Annotated in this window: 12 protein-coding genes; 4 read left to right on the top strand and 8 right to left on the bottom strand. The window is 72.8% G+C overall.

What is annotated here, in order from left to right; translation table 11 throughout:
* Window positions 1-20 precede the first annotated feature (20 nt).
* The 3 genes from DV20_RS10510 to DV20_RS10500 all read right to left on the bottom strand — a co-directional run bounded on the left by DV20_RS10510 (window position 21) and on the right by DV20_RS10500 (window position 2125).
* Window positions 21-779, bottom strand: a complete 759-nt coding sequence (locus DV20_RS10510; RefSeq protein ID WP_043778855.1) for a hypothetical protein — start codon at window positions 777-779, stop codon at window positions 21-23.
* Window positions 780-781: 2 nt separating this feature from the next.
* Window positions 782-1354 carry a papain-like cysteine protease family protein gene (locus DV20_RS10505; protein ID WP_043778852.1) on the bottom strand — a complete coding sequence of 191 codons (573 nt, stop codon included), beginning with the start codon at window positions 1352-1354 and terminating at the stop codon, window positions 782-784.
* 195 nt (window positions 1355-1549) lie between these two features.
* Window positions 1550-2125: a DUF6801 domain-containing protein gene (locus DV20_RS10500; RefSeq protein ID WP_043778851.1), complete on the bottom strand. Its 576-nt coding sequence runs from the start codon at window positions 2123-2125 to the stop codon at window positions 1550-1552.
* Between the two features lie 233 nt (window positions 2126-2358).
* Here DV20_RS10500 and DV20_RS10495 point away from each other — a divergent pair, with 233 nt between their 5' ends.
* Window positions 2359-2862, top strand: coding sequence for a hypothetical protein (locus DV20_RS10495; RefSeq protein WP_043778849.1), 504 nt, complete (start codon window positions 2359-2361; stop codon window positions 2860-2862).
* A 237-nt stretch (window positions 2863-3099) separates the two neighbouring features.
* On the opposite strand, the gene DV20_RS10490 is transcribed toward DV20_RS10495, so the two are convergent.
* On the bottom strand, window positions 3100-5871 hold the full coding sequence (locus DV20_RS10490) for an AfsR/SARP family transcriptional regulator (protein WP_063607786.1): 2772 nt from the start codon (window positions 5869-5871) through the stop codon (window positions 3100-3102).
* 163 nt (window positions 5872-6034) lie between these two features.
* Between DV20_RS10490 and DV20_RS10485 the strand changes: the two genes are divergently transcribed.
* Both DV20_RS10485 and DV20_RS10480 read left to right on the top strand, forming a co-directional pair.
* A complete protein-coding gene (locus tag DV20_RS10485; RefSeq protein WP_043778844.1) occupies window positions 6035-6604 on the top strand; it encodes a TetR/AcrR family transcriptional regulator in 570 nt (189 codons plus the stop codon).
* 80 nt (window positions 6605-6684) lie between these two features.
* Window positions 6685-7692, top strand: coding sequence for a medium chain dehydrogenase/reductase family protein (locus tag DV20_RS10480; protein WP_043778843.1), 1008 nt, complete (start codon window positions 6685-6687; stop codon window positions 7690-7692).
* Window positions 7693-7745: 53 nt separating this feature from the next.
* On the opposite strand, the gene argG is transcribed toward DV20_RS10480, so the two are convergent.
* Window positions 7746-9191: an argininosuccinate synthase gene (gene argG, locus DV20_RS10475; RefSeq protein ID WP_043778841.1), complete on the bottom strand. Its 1446-nt coding sequence runs from the start codon at window positions 9189-9191 to the stop codon at window positions 7746-7748.
* 91 nt (window positions 9192-9282) lie between these two features.
* On the opposite strand from argG, the gene DV20_RS10470 reads away from it, so the two are divergent.
* A complete protein-coding gene (locus DV20_RS10470) occupies window positions 9283-10158 on the top strand; it encodes an aminoglycoside phosphotransferase family protein (RefSeq protein ID WP_043778839.1) in 876 nt (291 codons plus the stop codon).
* On the opposite strand, the gene DV20_RS10465 is transcribed toward DV20_RS10470, so the two are convergent.
* From DV20_RS10465 to glpK, 3 genes are read right to left on the bottom strand one after another with little or no spacing between them, the layout of a single operon-like run.
* The gene (locus tag DV20_RS10465) at window positions 10142-11245 is read right to left on the bottom strand and encodes a hypothetical protein (RefSeq protein WP_043778838.1); all 1104 of its coding nucleotides are present in this window, start codon (window positions 11243-11245) and stop codon (window positions 10142-10144) included. The two genes, DV20_RS10470 and DV20_RS10465, sit on opposite strands and share 17 nt — an antisense overlap.
* A 60-nt stretch (window positions 11246-11305) precedes the next feature.
* Window positions 11306-13015, bottom strand: a complete 1710-nt coding sequence (gene glpD, locus DV20_RS10460) for a glycerol-3-phosphate dehydrogenase (protein ID WP_200876387.1) — start codon at window positions 13013-13015, stop codon at window positions 11306-11308.
* Complete coding sequence (glpK, locus tag DV20_RS10455) at window positions 13012-14526, bottom strand: glycerol kinase GlpK (RefSeq protein WP_043778835.1); 1515 nt, start codon at window positions 14524-14526, stop codon at window positions 13012-13014. The genes glpD and glpK overlap by 4 nt, the downstream gene beginning before the upstream one ends.
* Window positions 14527-14537 lie beyond the last annotated feature (11 nt).

Below are 14537 nucleotides of genomic sequence, written 5' to 3'. Positions count from 1 at the left end.
TCGTCCTGGTCCTGCCGGTCCTACCGGCGGCGCAGCCGCGGCACCGCGGCCGCGCCCGCCACCAGCACCAGGACACCGCCGATCACGAAGGGCAGGACGGGAACGTCGCCGGGGGCCGCGGCCGGGACCGCGCGTTCGCGGCCGCCGTAGCCGCCGCCCGCGCCGTCGCGGTCGTAGGCCGAGCCCGGCAGCTTGTCCGCGTACCGCTCGTGCAGGGCCGCGCGGTAGTCCTCCCACGACAGCGTCGTGCCCGCGGCGAGGCCGGTGACCGAGCCGTCCAGGACGGTCACGGCGTCTTCGTGTGCCGCGTACCAGGCGTTGACCTGCGGTTCGTGCAGGAGGTAGCCGCCGGCCGCGGCCTGGGCGTACTGCCGCTCGAAGTCGCCGGAGGCGACGTTGACGACGGTCCAGGCCGGGCCCTGGCGCTCCGCCCACACCGTGGCGGCGGTGCCGTCGCCGGTCCGCGCCGGGACGGCGACGTAGGCCAGGGCGGCCGGGACGTCCGAGTGGCCGGCGACGAACGCCGCGGTCGGCTCGTAGACCGGGACCTGCGTGCGCGGGTCGGCCGTCTGCTGCGCCGCGGCGGCCGCGTGGCCGCCGGGGAACTTCGTCGTCGCGAGCCGGCCGAGCGTGGCCGGGCCGCCGGTGACCGCCCCGATGGCGGCGGTGTCGGCGGGGGTCGGCGCGCCGGCGGGCCCGCCCGCGGCCGTCGCGGCGCCGTCCGTGGCGAGCATCGCGGCGCCGGCCAGCACGGCCGCGCCGATCGCTTTCCGCAGCATGTTCATCCCTCGATCCCGGACAGCGTGTGGGTCCACTGGAACTGGCTGTTCGAGCGGTAGGTGTCGTAGTTCATCGAGTTGTAACGGCTGTTGTTCGGCCACGGGTCGCCGTATTCGACGCGCGGGGCACCGCTGGAGTCGTCGTACCCGTAGAGGACGTGCATGTGGCCGCCGCCGGAACGCCAGCCGATCCGGGTACCGACCGGTTTTCCGGCGTCGATCTGGTTTTTGACGCCGGTGAAGGAAAGCGTCTGACCGCCTGGGTAGTACGTCCCGGCGTCCGGGAAGCCGAGATAGCGGAATACGCGCTGCTGGTCCGACAGATAGCCCTGGTTGTTGGCGCAGTCGCCGCCGGATTCGTTGTGCGCGATCTGGCAGAACCGCGTCTGGGTCAGCGAGTGGCCCCAGTAGGCGGCGATCGTGTTGCCGCTGGCGTCCCAGCACCACTGGTCCTTCTGCTGGGCCTGCATGGTGATCCCGAGATCCGTCCGGGCCGCGGCCGCGGCGGCCGGGGACGGCAACGCCGCGGCCGCGAACGCGATGAGTCCACACAGGACTCTTGCGGTGGTGTTCACGAAGTCCTCCTCCAGCCGGTGACGATGCGACGTGGTGGCACGGAATACTCCGCGCCCACCACGGGGATCCGGTACCTACCAAGGGAGGATCACGTTGGCGGAAAAGGGGTTCCGGCGGATCCCGGCGGTTCCGGGACGCCGGATTCCGGCATCGGCCCGGGACCGCCGGGCGGATTCCGGCGGCCGGTGACCGGGTCAGGAAACGGTCGTCGTGCCCAGGGTGGCGTCCTGGTCGGGCGGGTCGAGCGTCAGTGCGACGTCGAACTCGCCGAGAGCGCTGTCGGTGACGACGTGCGTGCTCGCGGCGGGGTCGACGCTGCTGGTCGCCTCACCGGCGGGGGTGCCGGCCGGCACGGTGAAGTCGACCTGCCCGCGGGCGGTGAACTTCAGGGTGCCTTCGGCGGGCACCGGCGTCCCGGGGATCGGCAGCTCGACCGGGATGGCCACGGACTCGCCGCCGATCGCGACGTTCACCCGGGACTTGATCGTGCCCGAAAGCTGCGTGGCGCCGACCAGGCGCAGGCCGTCGCCGGCGGCTTGGCCGGCGTCGACGTCGAGGCTGAAGGGCACCGAAACCGTGCTGCCCGCGGTGGCGGTGGCCGGGATGTCGGCGGCGACCACGACGGTGACCGTCTGGTCGCCGATGAGCGGGAACCCGCCCCGGTAGGTGAGCGTCTTTTCGGCCGCCGCGGCCGGTCCCGCGGAAACAATCGCGAGCGCGCCGGCCAGCATTGCGGCTACACCGATTCCGCGGAGTCGGGTGTTCGGCATTTGTTCGTCCTTTCGTCGTTGAACGGCGCTTCGGATACTAAGTGGAAAACTTCCCAACCGGCCACGTCGTTTTCGCGTGACCCGGGAATTTGTCACGCGCGACCGGCTCCGCCGCCCCGGTTCTTGTCATTCGCCCGCGCGAGAGCGGCGGTGTAGTGGTGGTGTAGCGGCGGCGCGCAGGGTTCTCCCCGTCGACGCCGGGACGCCTGCCCCGGCCCACTGAGGGAGACACCATGCGAATGATCTGCCAAGCGGCCGCGCTCTCGGCCGCCCTGCTCTTCGGCGGCGCGTCCGTCGCTTCGGCCGCGTCCGCTCCGGACGTCTACTCGGAGGTCACCGCCGCCGACATCGCCGAACCGGGCGCCGTGATCACCGACTCGGCCGCGGATCTGGCCGCGGCGCGGACGGCGAGCCAGGCGATCGCCTGGTTCTCCAGCCGCAACGGCAGCACCGCGTACCAGGGCTACTGCGAGCGGGCGGTGCGCCTGGCGTGGGACCGCGTGACGCACCACGCGAGCGCGATCGAGCACTGGCGGTCGTCCGACGGCGCCCGCCACACGACGGGCACCCCGCCCCGCGGCGCGTTCGTGTTCTGGAACATCTCGGCGTACGGCCACGTCGGCATCGCCGACGGCAGCGGCGGAGTCTGGGCGACGAGCGTGAACGGCGCGATCGGCCACGCCCGCCAGGGCTACTTCGCGAACTACCTCGGCTGGAAGCCGGGCAACAGCAACTGACCCCGCGGGTGAGGGGCGGCCCGCCCGCCCCTCACCACCCGCGAGATGCCCCGCCAATCACGCAAGATGCCTTCCGGATCACGCGAGATGCCCCTGGCCGCACGCAAAGGCTTACCCAGCCCACGAGATGCCCCGCCAAACACGCAAGATGCCGCTTCAGTCACGCGAGATGCCTCCCTGATCACGCGAGATGCCTCCCAAATCACGCGTGTTGCCTGTCCCCGCACGCCTGTCGCCTCAGGGGCGGGCCGCGGGCGATGGCGTGCGGCGGCGCTGGGCCTGCTCGAGCAACGCCAGCCCGGTTGTCTCGCCCTGGTGGTTGCCCGTCTCGCGGAACACCCGCAACGCCCGGTCGCACACCCCGCGCGCCTGGACCGGCTCGCCCGCCGCCAGCAGCGTCTGGCCGATGCCGAGCAACGCGTACGCGCTGCACCGCTCGTCGTCGAGTTCCTCCAGGATGCTCAACGCCAGCCGCAGGCACGTCAACGACTCCGGGAGTCTTCCCGAGTCGCGGTGCAACGTGCCCAGCTCCGTCAGGACCTTCGCCTCCCGGTGCGGGTCTTCGATCTCGCGGGCCAGCTCACGAGCCCGGCGCAGCCACGTCTCCGCTTCGGCGAACGAACCGAGCAACGCGTACGTCGAGCCGATCGAATTGCGCATCTGGGCGACGCCGCTGAGGTCTCCCGCCTGTTCCAGGCCGGCCAGTGCCCGGCGATAGAAACCCAGGGCCTCGGCGGGCCGGTCGCGGACGCGGGCCACCGTGCCCGATCCCGCCACCGCCAACGCCTCGCCCCGGACGTCGCCGAGTTCGGCGAACAGCTTCGCCGACCGCTGCATGTCCTGCTCGGCCGCCGCGTATTCGTCGTGGTACAGGCGGACCTGGCCGAGGCCGCGGGTGAGCACCGCCGCTCCCCGGCGGTCGCCCGCCGCTTCGACCGCGGCCAACGCCGTCAGGTGGCTGCGCCGCCAGTCGTCGTACGCGCCACGCAGGTCGTAGAAGGGGACCGCGGCCGCCGTCAGCTGCCAGGCCAGTTCGGCCAGGCCCGCGTCCGCCGCCAGCTGGACCGCCGCCGCCAGCAGCTTGCGCTCGGCCGTGAACCAGCCCAGCGGGTCGGTCACCAGCCCGGCGGGGACGGACCCCGCGGCCAGCGTGGGCCCGGTCATCGCGCCGAACGCCGGCGGCAGGGCCGCCGCCGCGGTCTTCGCCAGCGCCAGCAGCACCGACAGCACGCGGGCGAGCGTCTCGTGCTGGGCCGACGGGGGTTCCTCCGCCAGGAGTTCCGACGCGTAGCAGCGCAGCAGGTCGTGCAGGCGGTAGCGCGGGTGGCCGCCGGAATCCCGCCCGGCGAGCGAAACCAGGTTGGCGTCGACGAGCACGTCGAGGACGTCGTGCGTGCCCGCGCGGTCCAGCAGGGCGTCGATCACCCAGCTCGGGAAGTCCTGCGCGCCCAGCACCGCCGACCGGCCGAACGCCGTCCGCGCGGCCGGTGGCAGCTGGCGCAGGCTCAGCTCGAAACTCGGCCGGACGCCCAGATCGCCGACGCGCAGCTCGCTCAGCCGGCTCGACTCGTCGGCCAGCCGGTCGTGCAGCGTGCGCAGGCTCCACGCCTGCCGCCCGGCCAGCCGCGCGCCCGCGATGCGGATCGCCAGCGGCAGGTACCCGCAGCACCGCACGATCGCCGCCGCTTCGGCCGGTTCGCCGACGACCCGGTCCGGCCCCGCCAGCTCCGCCAGCAGCCGCGCGGCCTCCTGTTCGCCGAACACGGGCAGCTCGACGTGCTTCGCGCCCGCCAGCTCGGGCAGCCGCCCGCGGGTCGTCACCAGCACGGCGCACCCGGCGTCCGCGGGCAGCAGCGGGCGGACCTGGGCGGCGGTCGCCGCGTCGTCGAGCACCAGCAGCATCCGGCGCCCGGCCAGGCGGGAGCGGAACAGCGCGGCGCGCTGGCCCAGCCCGGCGGGGACGGTGTTCCCGGTGACGCCCAGCGCGTGCAGGAAGTCGGCGAGCACCTCGGCCGGATCGCGTGGCGCCCCGGTGCCGGCGAGGTCGACGTAGAGCTGGCCGTCGGGGAACCGGTCCGTCAGGCCGTGGGCGACGTGCATGGCCAGCGCCGTCTTCCCGGTGCCGGGCGCGCCGGTCAGCACGACCGGCGCCGGCCCCGCCCCGAGGGCCGCGGAGAGCTCGCGGACGTACTCCTCGCGGCCGGTGAAGTCGGGCAGGTCGGCGGGGAGCTGCCGCAACGGTGCCGACGGAGCGGGTCGGGGCAGCGGCTCGCCGGTCAGGATCGCCGCCTGCAGGGCCCGCAGTTCCGGCCCCGGTTCGACGCCGAGTTCGGTGACGAGCCGCTCGCGGGCGGTCGCGTACGCCCGCAGCGCCTCCGCCCGGCGGCCGGCGCCGGTGAGCGCGAGCAGGTACTGCTGCCAGAGCCGTTCGCGGTACGGGTGTTCGGCCAGCAGCACGGTGAGCTCGGCGATGGCGGGGTCGTGCCGGCCCAGCCGGACCTGCAGCGCGAGCCGTTCCTCGACGGCGGCCAGCCGGTTCTCGACGAGCCGGCCGAGTTCGGCGTCCCAGGCGGGTGCGGTCGGCAGGTCCTCCAGGGGATCGCCGCGCCACAGCGCTTCCGCCTCGGCCAGCAGGGTCAGCGCGGTCTCGGGCGAGCCGTCCTTGGCCGCGCGGGCCGCGTCGCCGACGAGCCGGGTGAACCGGTGCGCGTCGATGTCGCCGGGGTCGACGGCCAGCGCGTAGCCCGGGTCGTGGGTGCGCAGGACGGCACCGTCGGGCAGCAGCCGGCGCAGCCGCCACACGTAGGTCTGCAGGTTGGCGGTGGCCGACGTCGGGGGGTCGTGCGGCCACAGCGTGTCGATCAGCTGCCCGGGCGAAACCGTCCGGTTCGCGTTGAGCAGCAGGTGGGCGAGCAGGACCCGCTGCTTCGCGCCGCCGAGGGGAAGCGCCCGCCCGCCGACCGTCACGGTCAGCGGTCCGAGCAGGTGAAACCGCACTTCAGGCGCCATCGCGCGTGCCCCCGTTCCGCGGCCGCCCCCAGGCGGCACCTCGCCGCCGGACTGTAACCGGACGGCCGTGCGGCTCGTGGAGGATTCGCGCACATCCGGGACGTCGAGGCGGCGGACGTCACTCATTTGCCCTACGACCCGGAGTGAGTGTACAGTCACTCACATGACGAAACGCGGTGCGACGCTCTCCACCTCCGACGCCCGGCGGGACGCCGTGGTCGACGCGGCCATCGCCGAGTTCGCCCGCGGCGGCTACCACAGCACGCCGATCAGCGCGGTGGCCGCCCGGGCCGACATCTCCCCCGCCTACGTGTTCAAGTTGTTCCCGGGCAAGGTTTCCCTGTTCGTCGCCGCGCTCGACCGGTGTTACGAACTCGTCGTCCACGCCCTCTCGAACGGTGCCGCCCGCGCCGGGGACGCCGGCCCGGGGAAGATCCTCCACGAGATGGGCGGCGCCTACGCGGAGTTGATCGCCGACCGGAACCTGCTGATGCTGCAGGTGCACGCCCAGTCGGCCGCCGACACCCCCGAAATCGCCGATGCCGTCCGCCGCGGGCTGGCCAAGGTGACCGAATTCGCCCGGTCGCGCTCCGGCGCACCCGACGACGAGGTGCAGCGGTTCATCGCCTACGGACAGCTCTGCCACCTCGTCGCCACTCTCGACCTGGACGAACACGCCGGCGCGTGGGCCGCCGTGCTCTCCGCCGGCATCCGCCACCCCGGCCGCGGCTGAACTTCCGGCCCCGACCCCCGGGGCCGTTTTCCGGCCCTTCGAGTGATTGATCAGTCACTCACAATCGAAAGGAACTCTTCATGACCGTCACCGAAATCGTCCTTCCCGGCCTCGTCGAGCCGGACGGCCTGCGCGTCGAACACCGGGACCTGCCGCGGCCCGGCGCCGGGGAGGTCCTCCTCCGCGTCGAGGCGACCGGCGTCTCCTTCGCCGAGCAGCAGATGCGCCGCGGCAAGTACTACGACCAGCCGCCGTTTCCCTTCGTGCCCGGCTACGACGTGGTCGGGACCGTGCTCGAAGCCGCCGACCCGGCCCTGACCGGCCGCCGCGTGGCCGCGCTGACGAAGACCGGCGGCTGGCGCAGCCACCTCGTCCTGCCCGCGGCCGACCTGGTCCCGGTGCCCGACGGGCTCGACGCGGCCGAGGCCGAGACGTTCGTCGTCAACGGCATCACGGCGTGGCAGATGCTGCACCGGATCGCGAAGGTCGAGGCGGGCGCGACCATCCTGGTGCACGGCGCGAGCGGCGGCGTCGGCACGACGCTGGTGCAGCTGGCCCGCGCGGCCGGGATCGAGGTGATCGGCACCGCGTCGGCCCGCAACGCCGGCGTCGTGACCGCACTCGGCGCGACGCCCGTCGACTACCGCGGCGACGTCCCGGCCCAGGTCCGCGCGCTGGCCCCCCGCGGGGTCGACGCGGTGTTCGACCACGTCGGCGGGCCCGGCATCGCCGATTCCTTCCGGCTGCTCGCGCCGGGCGGAACCCTGGTCGCCTACGGCAGCGCGTCCACGAAGGACGAGCCGGGGAACTCGCGGCTGCCGGTGCTGAAGCTGTTCGCCCGCCTGCTCTGGTGGACCGCGCTGCCGAACCGGCGCCGGGCGCACTTCTACAACGTCTGGGGCGGCAAGCGGAACCTCCCCCGGTTCCGGGCGCGCCTGGCCGAAGACCTGACGGCCGTCTTCGACCTGGCGGTGGCGGGAAAGCTCCAGGCGCAGGTGGCCGCGCGGATTCCGCTGACCGACGCCGGGAAAGCCCTGGCGCTGGCCGAATCCGGCACGGTCACCGGCAAGGTCGTGCTCGTTCCCTGAACGCACCGAAGGCCACCACGGCGGGCGTGGTGGCCTTCGGGACCGGGAGGAAGTCAGTCCGTGCCGAGCTCCATCGCGGCGTTGTCGAGCAGCTCGACGTCGTCGGTCTTGCCGCGCGAGGCGATCACCTCGGCGCCACCCTCGGGCATCGCGCCGATCAGGCCGGTCGACGCGGCCTGGGCGGCGCCGATCAGCTTCGGGTTCGAGCCGCCGACCATGCCGAGGCTCGCGTACTGCTCCAGCTTCGCCCGCGAGTCGGCGATGTCGAGGTTGCGCATCGTCAGCTGGCCGATCCGGTCGACCGGGCCGAACGCCGAGTCCTCGGTCCGCTCCATCGACAGCTTGTCCGGGTGGTAGCTGAACGCCGGGCCGGTCGTGTCGAGGATCGAGTAGTCCTCGCCGCGGCGCAGCCGCAGCGTCACCTCGCCGGTGATCGCGGTGCCGACCCAGCGCTGCAGCGACTCGCGCAGCATCATCGCCTGCGGGTCCAGCCAGCGGCCCTCGTACATCAGGCGGCCGAGCTGCCGCCCGTGGTTGTGGTAGCTGGCGAGGGTGTCCTCGTTGTGGATGGCGTTGACGAGCCGCTCGTAGGCGGCGTGCAGCAGCGCCATGCCGGGCGCTTCGTAGATGCCGCGGCTCTTGGCCTCGATGATCCGGTTCTCGATCTGGTCGGACATGCCGAGGCCGTGCCGCCCGCCGATGGCGTTGGCTTCGAGGACCAGATCGACGGCGGTGGCGAACTCCTTGCCGTTGATGGTCACCGGCCGGCCTTGCTCGAAGCCGATCGTGACGTCCTCGGCGGGGATCTCGACCTCGGGGTCCCAGAACGCCACGCCCATGATCGGCTTGACGATCTCGATGCCGGTGTCCAGGTGCTCGAGCGACTTGGCCTCGTGCGTGGCGCCCCAGATGTTGGCGTCGGTCGAGTACGCCTTCTCGGTGCTGTCGCGGTAGGGCAGGCCGTGGGCCAGCAGCCACTCCGACATCTCCTTGCGGCCGCCGAGCTCGGTGACGAAGTCCGCGTCGAGCCACGGCTTGTAGACGCGCAGGGAGGGGTTGGCCAGCAGGCCGTAGCGGTAGAACCGCTCGATGTCGTTGCCCTTGTAGGTGGAGCCGTCGCCCCAGATTTGGACGTCGTCCTCGAGCATGGCGCGCACCAGCAGCGTGCCGGTGACCGCGCGGCCGAGCGGGGTGGTGTTGAAGTAGCTGCGGCCGCCGGAGCGGATGTGGAACGCGCCGCACGTCAGCGCCGCGAGCCCCTCTTCGACGAGGGCTTCCTTGCAGTCGACGAGCCGGGCGATCTCGGCACCGTACTGACCGGCCCGGCCGGGCACCGACTCGATGTCGGGCTCGTCGTACTGGCCGATGTCGGCGGTGTAGGTGCAGGGCACCGCGCCCTTGTCGCGCATCCACGCGACCGCTACGGAAGTGTCGAGGCCACCGGAGAAGGCGATACCGACACGCTCGCCGACGGGCAGGGAAGTGAGCACCTTGGACATGCGAATGATTATGCACGGCGATGCATCGTCGTGCAATCCGGGGTGCCCCGGCTCACGAAAACCCCGTTGACGTGCGTGGTTCGGTGGGCGCATGGGCCGGATGCACGCCGATGAGCACGCCATCGACACCACGCTGGTCCGTCGGCTGGTGCGTGGGCAGTTCCCGCGGTGGGCCGACCTGCCGGTCACTCCCCTGGCGTCCGGAGGGACGGTCAACGCGGTCTACCGCCTCGGTGACGACCTGACGGTCCGGCTTCCGCTCACCGGAGGGGGCGCCGCCGACATCGCGAAGGAACGCCGGGCGCTGAGCACACTGGGCGAGCTGCCGGTGGCGGTCCCGGCCGTCGTCGCGGTCGGGGAACCCGCCGAGGGGTACCCGTGGGCGTGGGCGGTGCACAGCTGGCTCGACGGCGCACCGGCGCTCGAAGGCCGCGCGGTCCGCGGCCTGGCGGAGTTCGTCCTCGCCCTCCGGGCGAACACCGCGGCCGGTCCCCCGGCCCGTCGCGGGCAGCCGCTGGCAGGCGTGGACACCGCCACCCGCCGGGCGATCGAGGAGCTGAGCCGCACCGACGAGCCGTTCGACGCGGAGGCCGCGCTCGCGGTGTGGGCCGAAGCGCTCGACGCTCCACAGTGGACCGCGCCGCCGTGCCGGCTGCACGGGGACCTGATGCCGAGCAACCTCCTGCTGCGCGACGGCCGGCTGACCGGGGTCCTCGACTGGGCCACGGCCGGCGTGGGCGACCCGGCGATCGACCTGATCCCCGCGTGGAACCTGCTGACCGCGGCCACCCGGCGCGCCTTCCGCGACGCCGTGGCCCCCGACGACGCGACCTGGGCCCGCGGCCGTGGCCGGGCGTTGTCGATGGCCGTGATCCAGCTGCCGTACTACCGGCACACCAACGCGGTCATCTCGGCCAACGCCCGGTACGTGCTCGCGGAGCTGGGCGTGCTCACCAGGTCCCGATGACCGGCAGGTCCCACCGGACGGCGTGGGAGTTCCGGCCCGGGATCGAACAGCTGCCCGTGACCGCGCCCCGATCGTTGAGGTCCTCGGCGCGGCAGGAGGCGTCCTCCGCGGGCAGTGGCAGCCGGGTGATCCCGCCGCCGGATCCCCACACGAAGAAGTCGCCGAAGCCGATTTCCACGAGCGCACCGCCCGTGTCGTTGGCGGTGACGAATCCGCCTTCGGCCCCGTCCGGGACCGGGTACACGGTGAGCTGCCCGGCCGGGTCCCAGCGGGCCGGGCGGCTCTTTCCGTCCCCCGCCCCCACTTCGCCGTAGATCGTCCCGTCCGCGCCGATCTCGTCCGCCGAGCTGTACTTCCAGGTGGTGTCGAGCACGGTGAGGTGTCCCGCCGAATCCCACTTCGCCGCGTGGGAGCCGCTCGAGCCGACGACCGTGCCCGCGTCGTCGAGGTCGGCGGGCGAACCGCCGCCTTCCAACGTCACGACGTTGCCCGCCGGATCCCAGTACTGCGACCGCCCCTGGTACGAGCTGAGCACCGCGCCCGCGTCGTTGATCGCGAAGGCCCGGCCGTAGTCGAGTGCCGTGACCGTCCCCTGGGTCGTGTCCCACTTGACGACCATGTCCGGGCCTGGAGCGCCGTAGGAGTACCCGACGGCGATGCCGTGGGTGTTGATCGCGGCCACGCTGGAATACGCGTAGCCCGGGAAACCGGGCACCGGCGCCAGGTCCACCGGTGCCCCGGACGCGCCCCAGAGGGTCGCCCGCCCGACCCACCCGTTGGCGGCCATCGAATCCCCGACCGCCAGCCCGTCTTCGGTGATCGCGGCGGGGTGGACCGACGCGTAGCCCGGCTGCGGCGGCAGCTCGGTGATCCGGCCGGCCGCGTCCCACCGCGCCCCGCGCTGGTCGAACGCCTTGTCGAACGCCGTCCCGAACACCGTTCCGGCGTTCGACACCAGATATCCGTTGCTGGTCAATCCCCCGGGCAGCGTGCCCAGGTCGATCGGGCCGCCCGGTTCGTCCGCACTCGCCGGAACGGCGGTGAGCACCATCGCCACCGCCGCCGTCGCGAGAACACCTCTGAACATCCCTGTTCCTCCCCCTCAGGTCGGTTCGCGGGGTGTTCACGCGCGACGGCGGTGACCGGTTTAGCTCGGCAGCAGCGCCGGCGCCGTGAGCCGGGTGGCGTTCGCCGCCGCGTCGTCCGGGGCTTCCTGGGCCGAGCGCTCGGCCTCGACGCGGGCCAGGTAGTTCGCCACCTCGCGGTCGGTCCGGTGCGAGTCCCAGCCCAGCGGCGGGGCCATCAGGCCGGCCACGACGGGCGCCGCCGCCACGCCGCGGTCGCGCTCCTCGATCGAGATGCGCGTCCGCCGCGTCAGCACGTCTTCCAGGTGCAACGCACCTTCGTGGGAGACCGCGTAGACCGCCTCCGCGCGGAGGTACTCCGCGGTCTCCGTGATCGGTTCCCCGAGCGAAGGCTGCTCCTCGATCAGGTCGAGGAGGTTCCAGATCCGCGTGCCGTACCGCTGCAGCAGGTGCTCGACGCGGGTCAGCGGCAGCCCGGCGCGCGCGGCCAGGCCGAACCGGTCCTCCCACAGCTCGTGGTAGCCCTCGGCGCCGGCGATCGGGAGCCGGTCGGTCCACGACGGCGGGGCCGGGCGGCCGACCTCTTCGACCGCGACGTCGACCGCGTCCGCGGCCATCACCCGGTACGTCGTGTACTTGCCGCCGGCCACGATGACCAGGCCCGGCACCGGGTGCGCCACGGCGTGCTCCCGCGACAGCTTCGTCGTCGCGGCCGCCTTCGCCGCCAGCAGCGGGCGCAGGCCCGCGTAGACACCCTCGATGTCGTCGTGCGTCACGGGGGTGCGCAGGACGGCGTTGAGGTGTTCGAGCACGTAGTCGACGTCCGCGCGGCTCGCCGCCGGGTGCTCGCGGTCGAGGTCCCACTCGGTGTCGGTGGTGCCGACGATCCAGTGGCGCCCCCACGGGATGACGAACAGCACGCTCTTCTCGGTGCGCAGGATCAGCCCGGTGTCCAGGTCGATCTTCTCCCGCGGCACCACCAGGTGGATGCCCTTCGACGCGCGGACGGTGAACGGCGCGGGAATCCCGGCCGCCTCCGCCATGTCGTCGCTCCACACGCCGGTGGCCGCCACGACGACGCGAGCCCGGATCTCGAACTCGACCCCGCTCTCGCGGTCCACGACCTTCGCCCCGACGACGCGCTCGCCGTCGCGGAGCAGCGAAGTCACGCGAGTCCGCGTGAGCACCGAAGCGCCTTGCTCGGCGGCGGTCCGCGCGATCGTCATCGTGTGGCGGGCGTCGTCGACCTGGGCGTCGTAGTACTGGATCGCCCCGACCAGCGCGTCGTCCGCGAGCGCCGGAGCCACCTTGAAGGCGCCCCGCTTGGACAGGTGCCGGTGCCGCGGCAGCGCGCGGGCGCCGCCGAGGGTGTCGTACAGCGTGACGCCGGCGCCGATGTAGCCGCGCTCCCACACCCGGTGCTGCAGCGGGACCAGGAACTTCACCGGCCGCACCAGGTGCGGGGCCAGCTTCTGCAGCAGCAGCCCGCGCTCCTTGAGCGCTTCGCGCACCAGCTTGAAGTCCAGCTGCTCCAGGTAGCGGAGACCGCCGTGGATCAGCTTGGACGACCGGCTGGACGTGCCGGCGGCGAAGTCGCGGGCCTCGACCAGCGCGGTCGACAGCCCGCGGGACGCGGCGTCGAGCGCGACGCCGGCCCCGGTCACTCCCCCGCCGACGACGAGCACGTCGACCTCTTCCTCGACCAGCTTCCGCAGGGTCTCCGCCCGGTACTGCGGGGAAAGCGGGGTCACGGTGTTCCTCCTCCTGCTCATTGCACGTCGACCCAGTCGAGCGTGCGGCCGACGGCTTTCTGCCAGCCCGCGTAGCCCTCGGCGCGCTGCTCGTCGCTCCACGTCGGGGTCCAGCGCTTGTCCTCGTTCCAGTTCTGCTCGAGCTCGTCGGTGGACTTCCAGAACCCGACGGCCAGCCCGGCCGCGTAGGCGGCGCCGAGGGCGGTGGTCTCGGCGACGACCGGCTTCGACACCGGCACGCCGAGGATGTCGGCCTGCAGCTGCATGCACAGCTCGTTGGCGGTGACGCCGCCGTCCACCCGCAGCACGTCGAGCGTGACGCCGGAGTCGTTCTGCATCGCCTCGACGACGTCGCGGGTCTGGTAGCAGATCGCTTCCAGGGTGGCCCGCGCGATGTGGGCGTTCGTCGTGGCCCGGGTGAGGCCGACGATCGCGCCGCGGGCGTCGGAGCGCCAGTACGGGGCGAACAGGCCGGAGAACGCCGGGACGAAGTAGACGCCCCCGTTGTCCTCGACCTGGCGGGCCAGGCTCTCGCTCTGCGACGCGCCGCTGATGATGCCCAGCTGGTCGCGCAGCCACTGCACGGCCGAACCCGTGACGGCGATCGAGCCTTCCAGCGCGTAGACCGGCTTGTCGTCGCCGAACTGGTAGCAGAGGGTCGTCAGCAGGCCGTGCTTCGAGCGGACGAGCTCCTGGCCGGTGTTGAGCAGCAGGAAGTTGCCGGTGCCGTAGGTGTTCTTGGCCTCGCCGGGCCGGAAGCAGACCTGGCCGACGGTGGCGGCCTGCTGGTCGCCGAGGACACCGGTGATGGCGACCTCGCCGCCGAGCGGGCCGTCCGCGCGGGTGGTGCCGAAGCCCGGGTTCGACGAGGGCCGGATCGCCGGGAGCATCTGCCGCGGGACGCCGAAGAACGACAGCAGCTCGTCGTCCCAGTCGAGGGTCTCGAGGTCCATCAGCATGGTGCGCGAGGCGTTGGTCGGGTCGGTGACGTGCACGCCGCCGTCCGGGCCGCCGGTGAGGTTCCAGATGAGCCACGTGTCGGTGGTGCCGAAGAGGGCGTCGCCCTTCTCGGCGTCCTCACGCACACCGGGGATGTTCTCGAGGATCCACTGCAGCTTGCCGCCGGAGAAGTAGGTGGCGGGCGGCAGGCCGGCCTTGCGGCGGATGATGTCGCCCTTGCCCTCGCGCTCCAGCGCCGAGGCGATCCGGTCGGTGCGGGTGTCCTGCCAGACGATCGCGTTGCCGTACGGGCGGCCGGTGCGGCGGTTCCACACGACGGTGGTCTCGCGCTGGTTGGTGATGCCGAGCGCGGCCAGGTCGGCCACGGTCAGGTTGGCCTTGTTGAGCGCGGTCGCGATGACCGAGCGGGTGCGTTCCCAGATCTCGGTGGCGTCGTGCTCGACCCAGCCCGGCTTGGGCAGGATCTGCTCGTGCTCGAGCTGGTGGCGGGCGATCTCGTTGCCGCCGTGGTCGAAGATCATGAAGCGGGTGCTGGTGGTGCCCTGGTCTACGGCGCCGACGAAGTCAGGCATGGTTGTTCCCC

The sequence above is a fragment of the Amycolatopsis rifamycinica genome (genome assembly GCF_000695625.1).
GTDB classification, from domain to species: Bacteria; Actinomycetota; Actinomycetes; order Mycobacteriales; family Pseudonocardiaceae; genus Amycolatopsis; species Amycolatopsis rifamycinica.
The sequence above is the reverse complement of the archived record's forward strand: the minus strand, read 5'-3'. Positions and strand labels throughout refer to the sequence as shown.

Coding starts and splice junctions, on each gene's coding strand:
- DV20_RS10465 (WP_043778838.1), bottom strand. CDS start 11,245: ATGTTCAGAGGTGTTCTCGCGACGGCGGCGGTGGCGATGGTGCTCACC.
- DV20_RS10490 (WP_063607786.1), bottom strand. CDS start 5,871: ATGGCGCCTGAAGTGCGGTTTCACCTGCTCGGACCGCTGACCGTGACG.
- DV20_RS10510 (WP_043778855.1), bottom strand. CDS start 779: ATGCTGCGGAAAGCGATCGGCGCGGCCGTGCTGGCCGGCGCCGCGATG.
- glpD (WP_200876387.1), bottom strand. CDS start 13,015: ATGAGCAGGAGGAGGAACACCGTGACCCCGCTTTCCCCGCAGTACCGG.
- DV20_RS10480 (WP_043778843.1), top strand. CDS start 6,685: ATGACCGTCACCGAAATCGTCCTTCCCGGCCTCGTCGAGCCGGACGGC.
- DV20_RS10485 (WP_043778844.1), top strand. CDS start 6,035: ATGACGAAACGCGGTGCGACGCTCTCCACCTCCGACGCCCGGCGGGAC.
- argG (WP_043778841.1), bottom strand. CDS start 9,191: ATGTCCAAGGTGCTCACTTCCCTGCCCGTCGGCGAGCGTGTCGGTATC.
- glpK (WP_043778835.1), bottom strand. CDS start 14,526: ATGCCTGACTTCGTCGGCGCCGTAGACCAGGGCACCACCAGCACCCGC.
- DV20_RS10470 (WP_043778839.1), top strand. CDS start 9,283: ATGGGCCGGATGCACGCCGATGAGCACGCCATCGACACCACGCTGGTC.
- DV20_RS10495 (WP_043778849.1), top strand. CDS start 2,359: ATGCGAATGATCTGCCAAGCGGCCGCGCTCTCGGCCGCCCTGCTCTTC.
- DV20_RS10500 (WP_043778851.1), bottom strand. CDS start 2,125: ATGCCGAACACCCGACTCCGCGGAATCGGTGTAGCCGCAATGCTGGCC.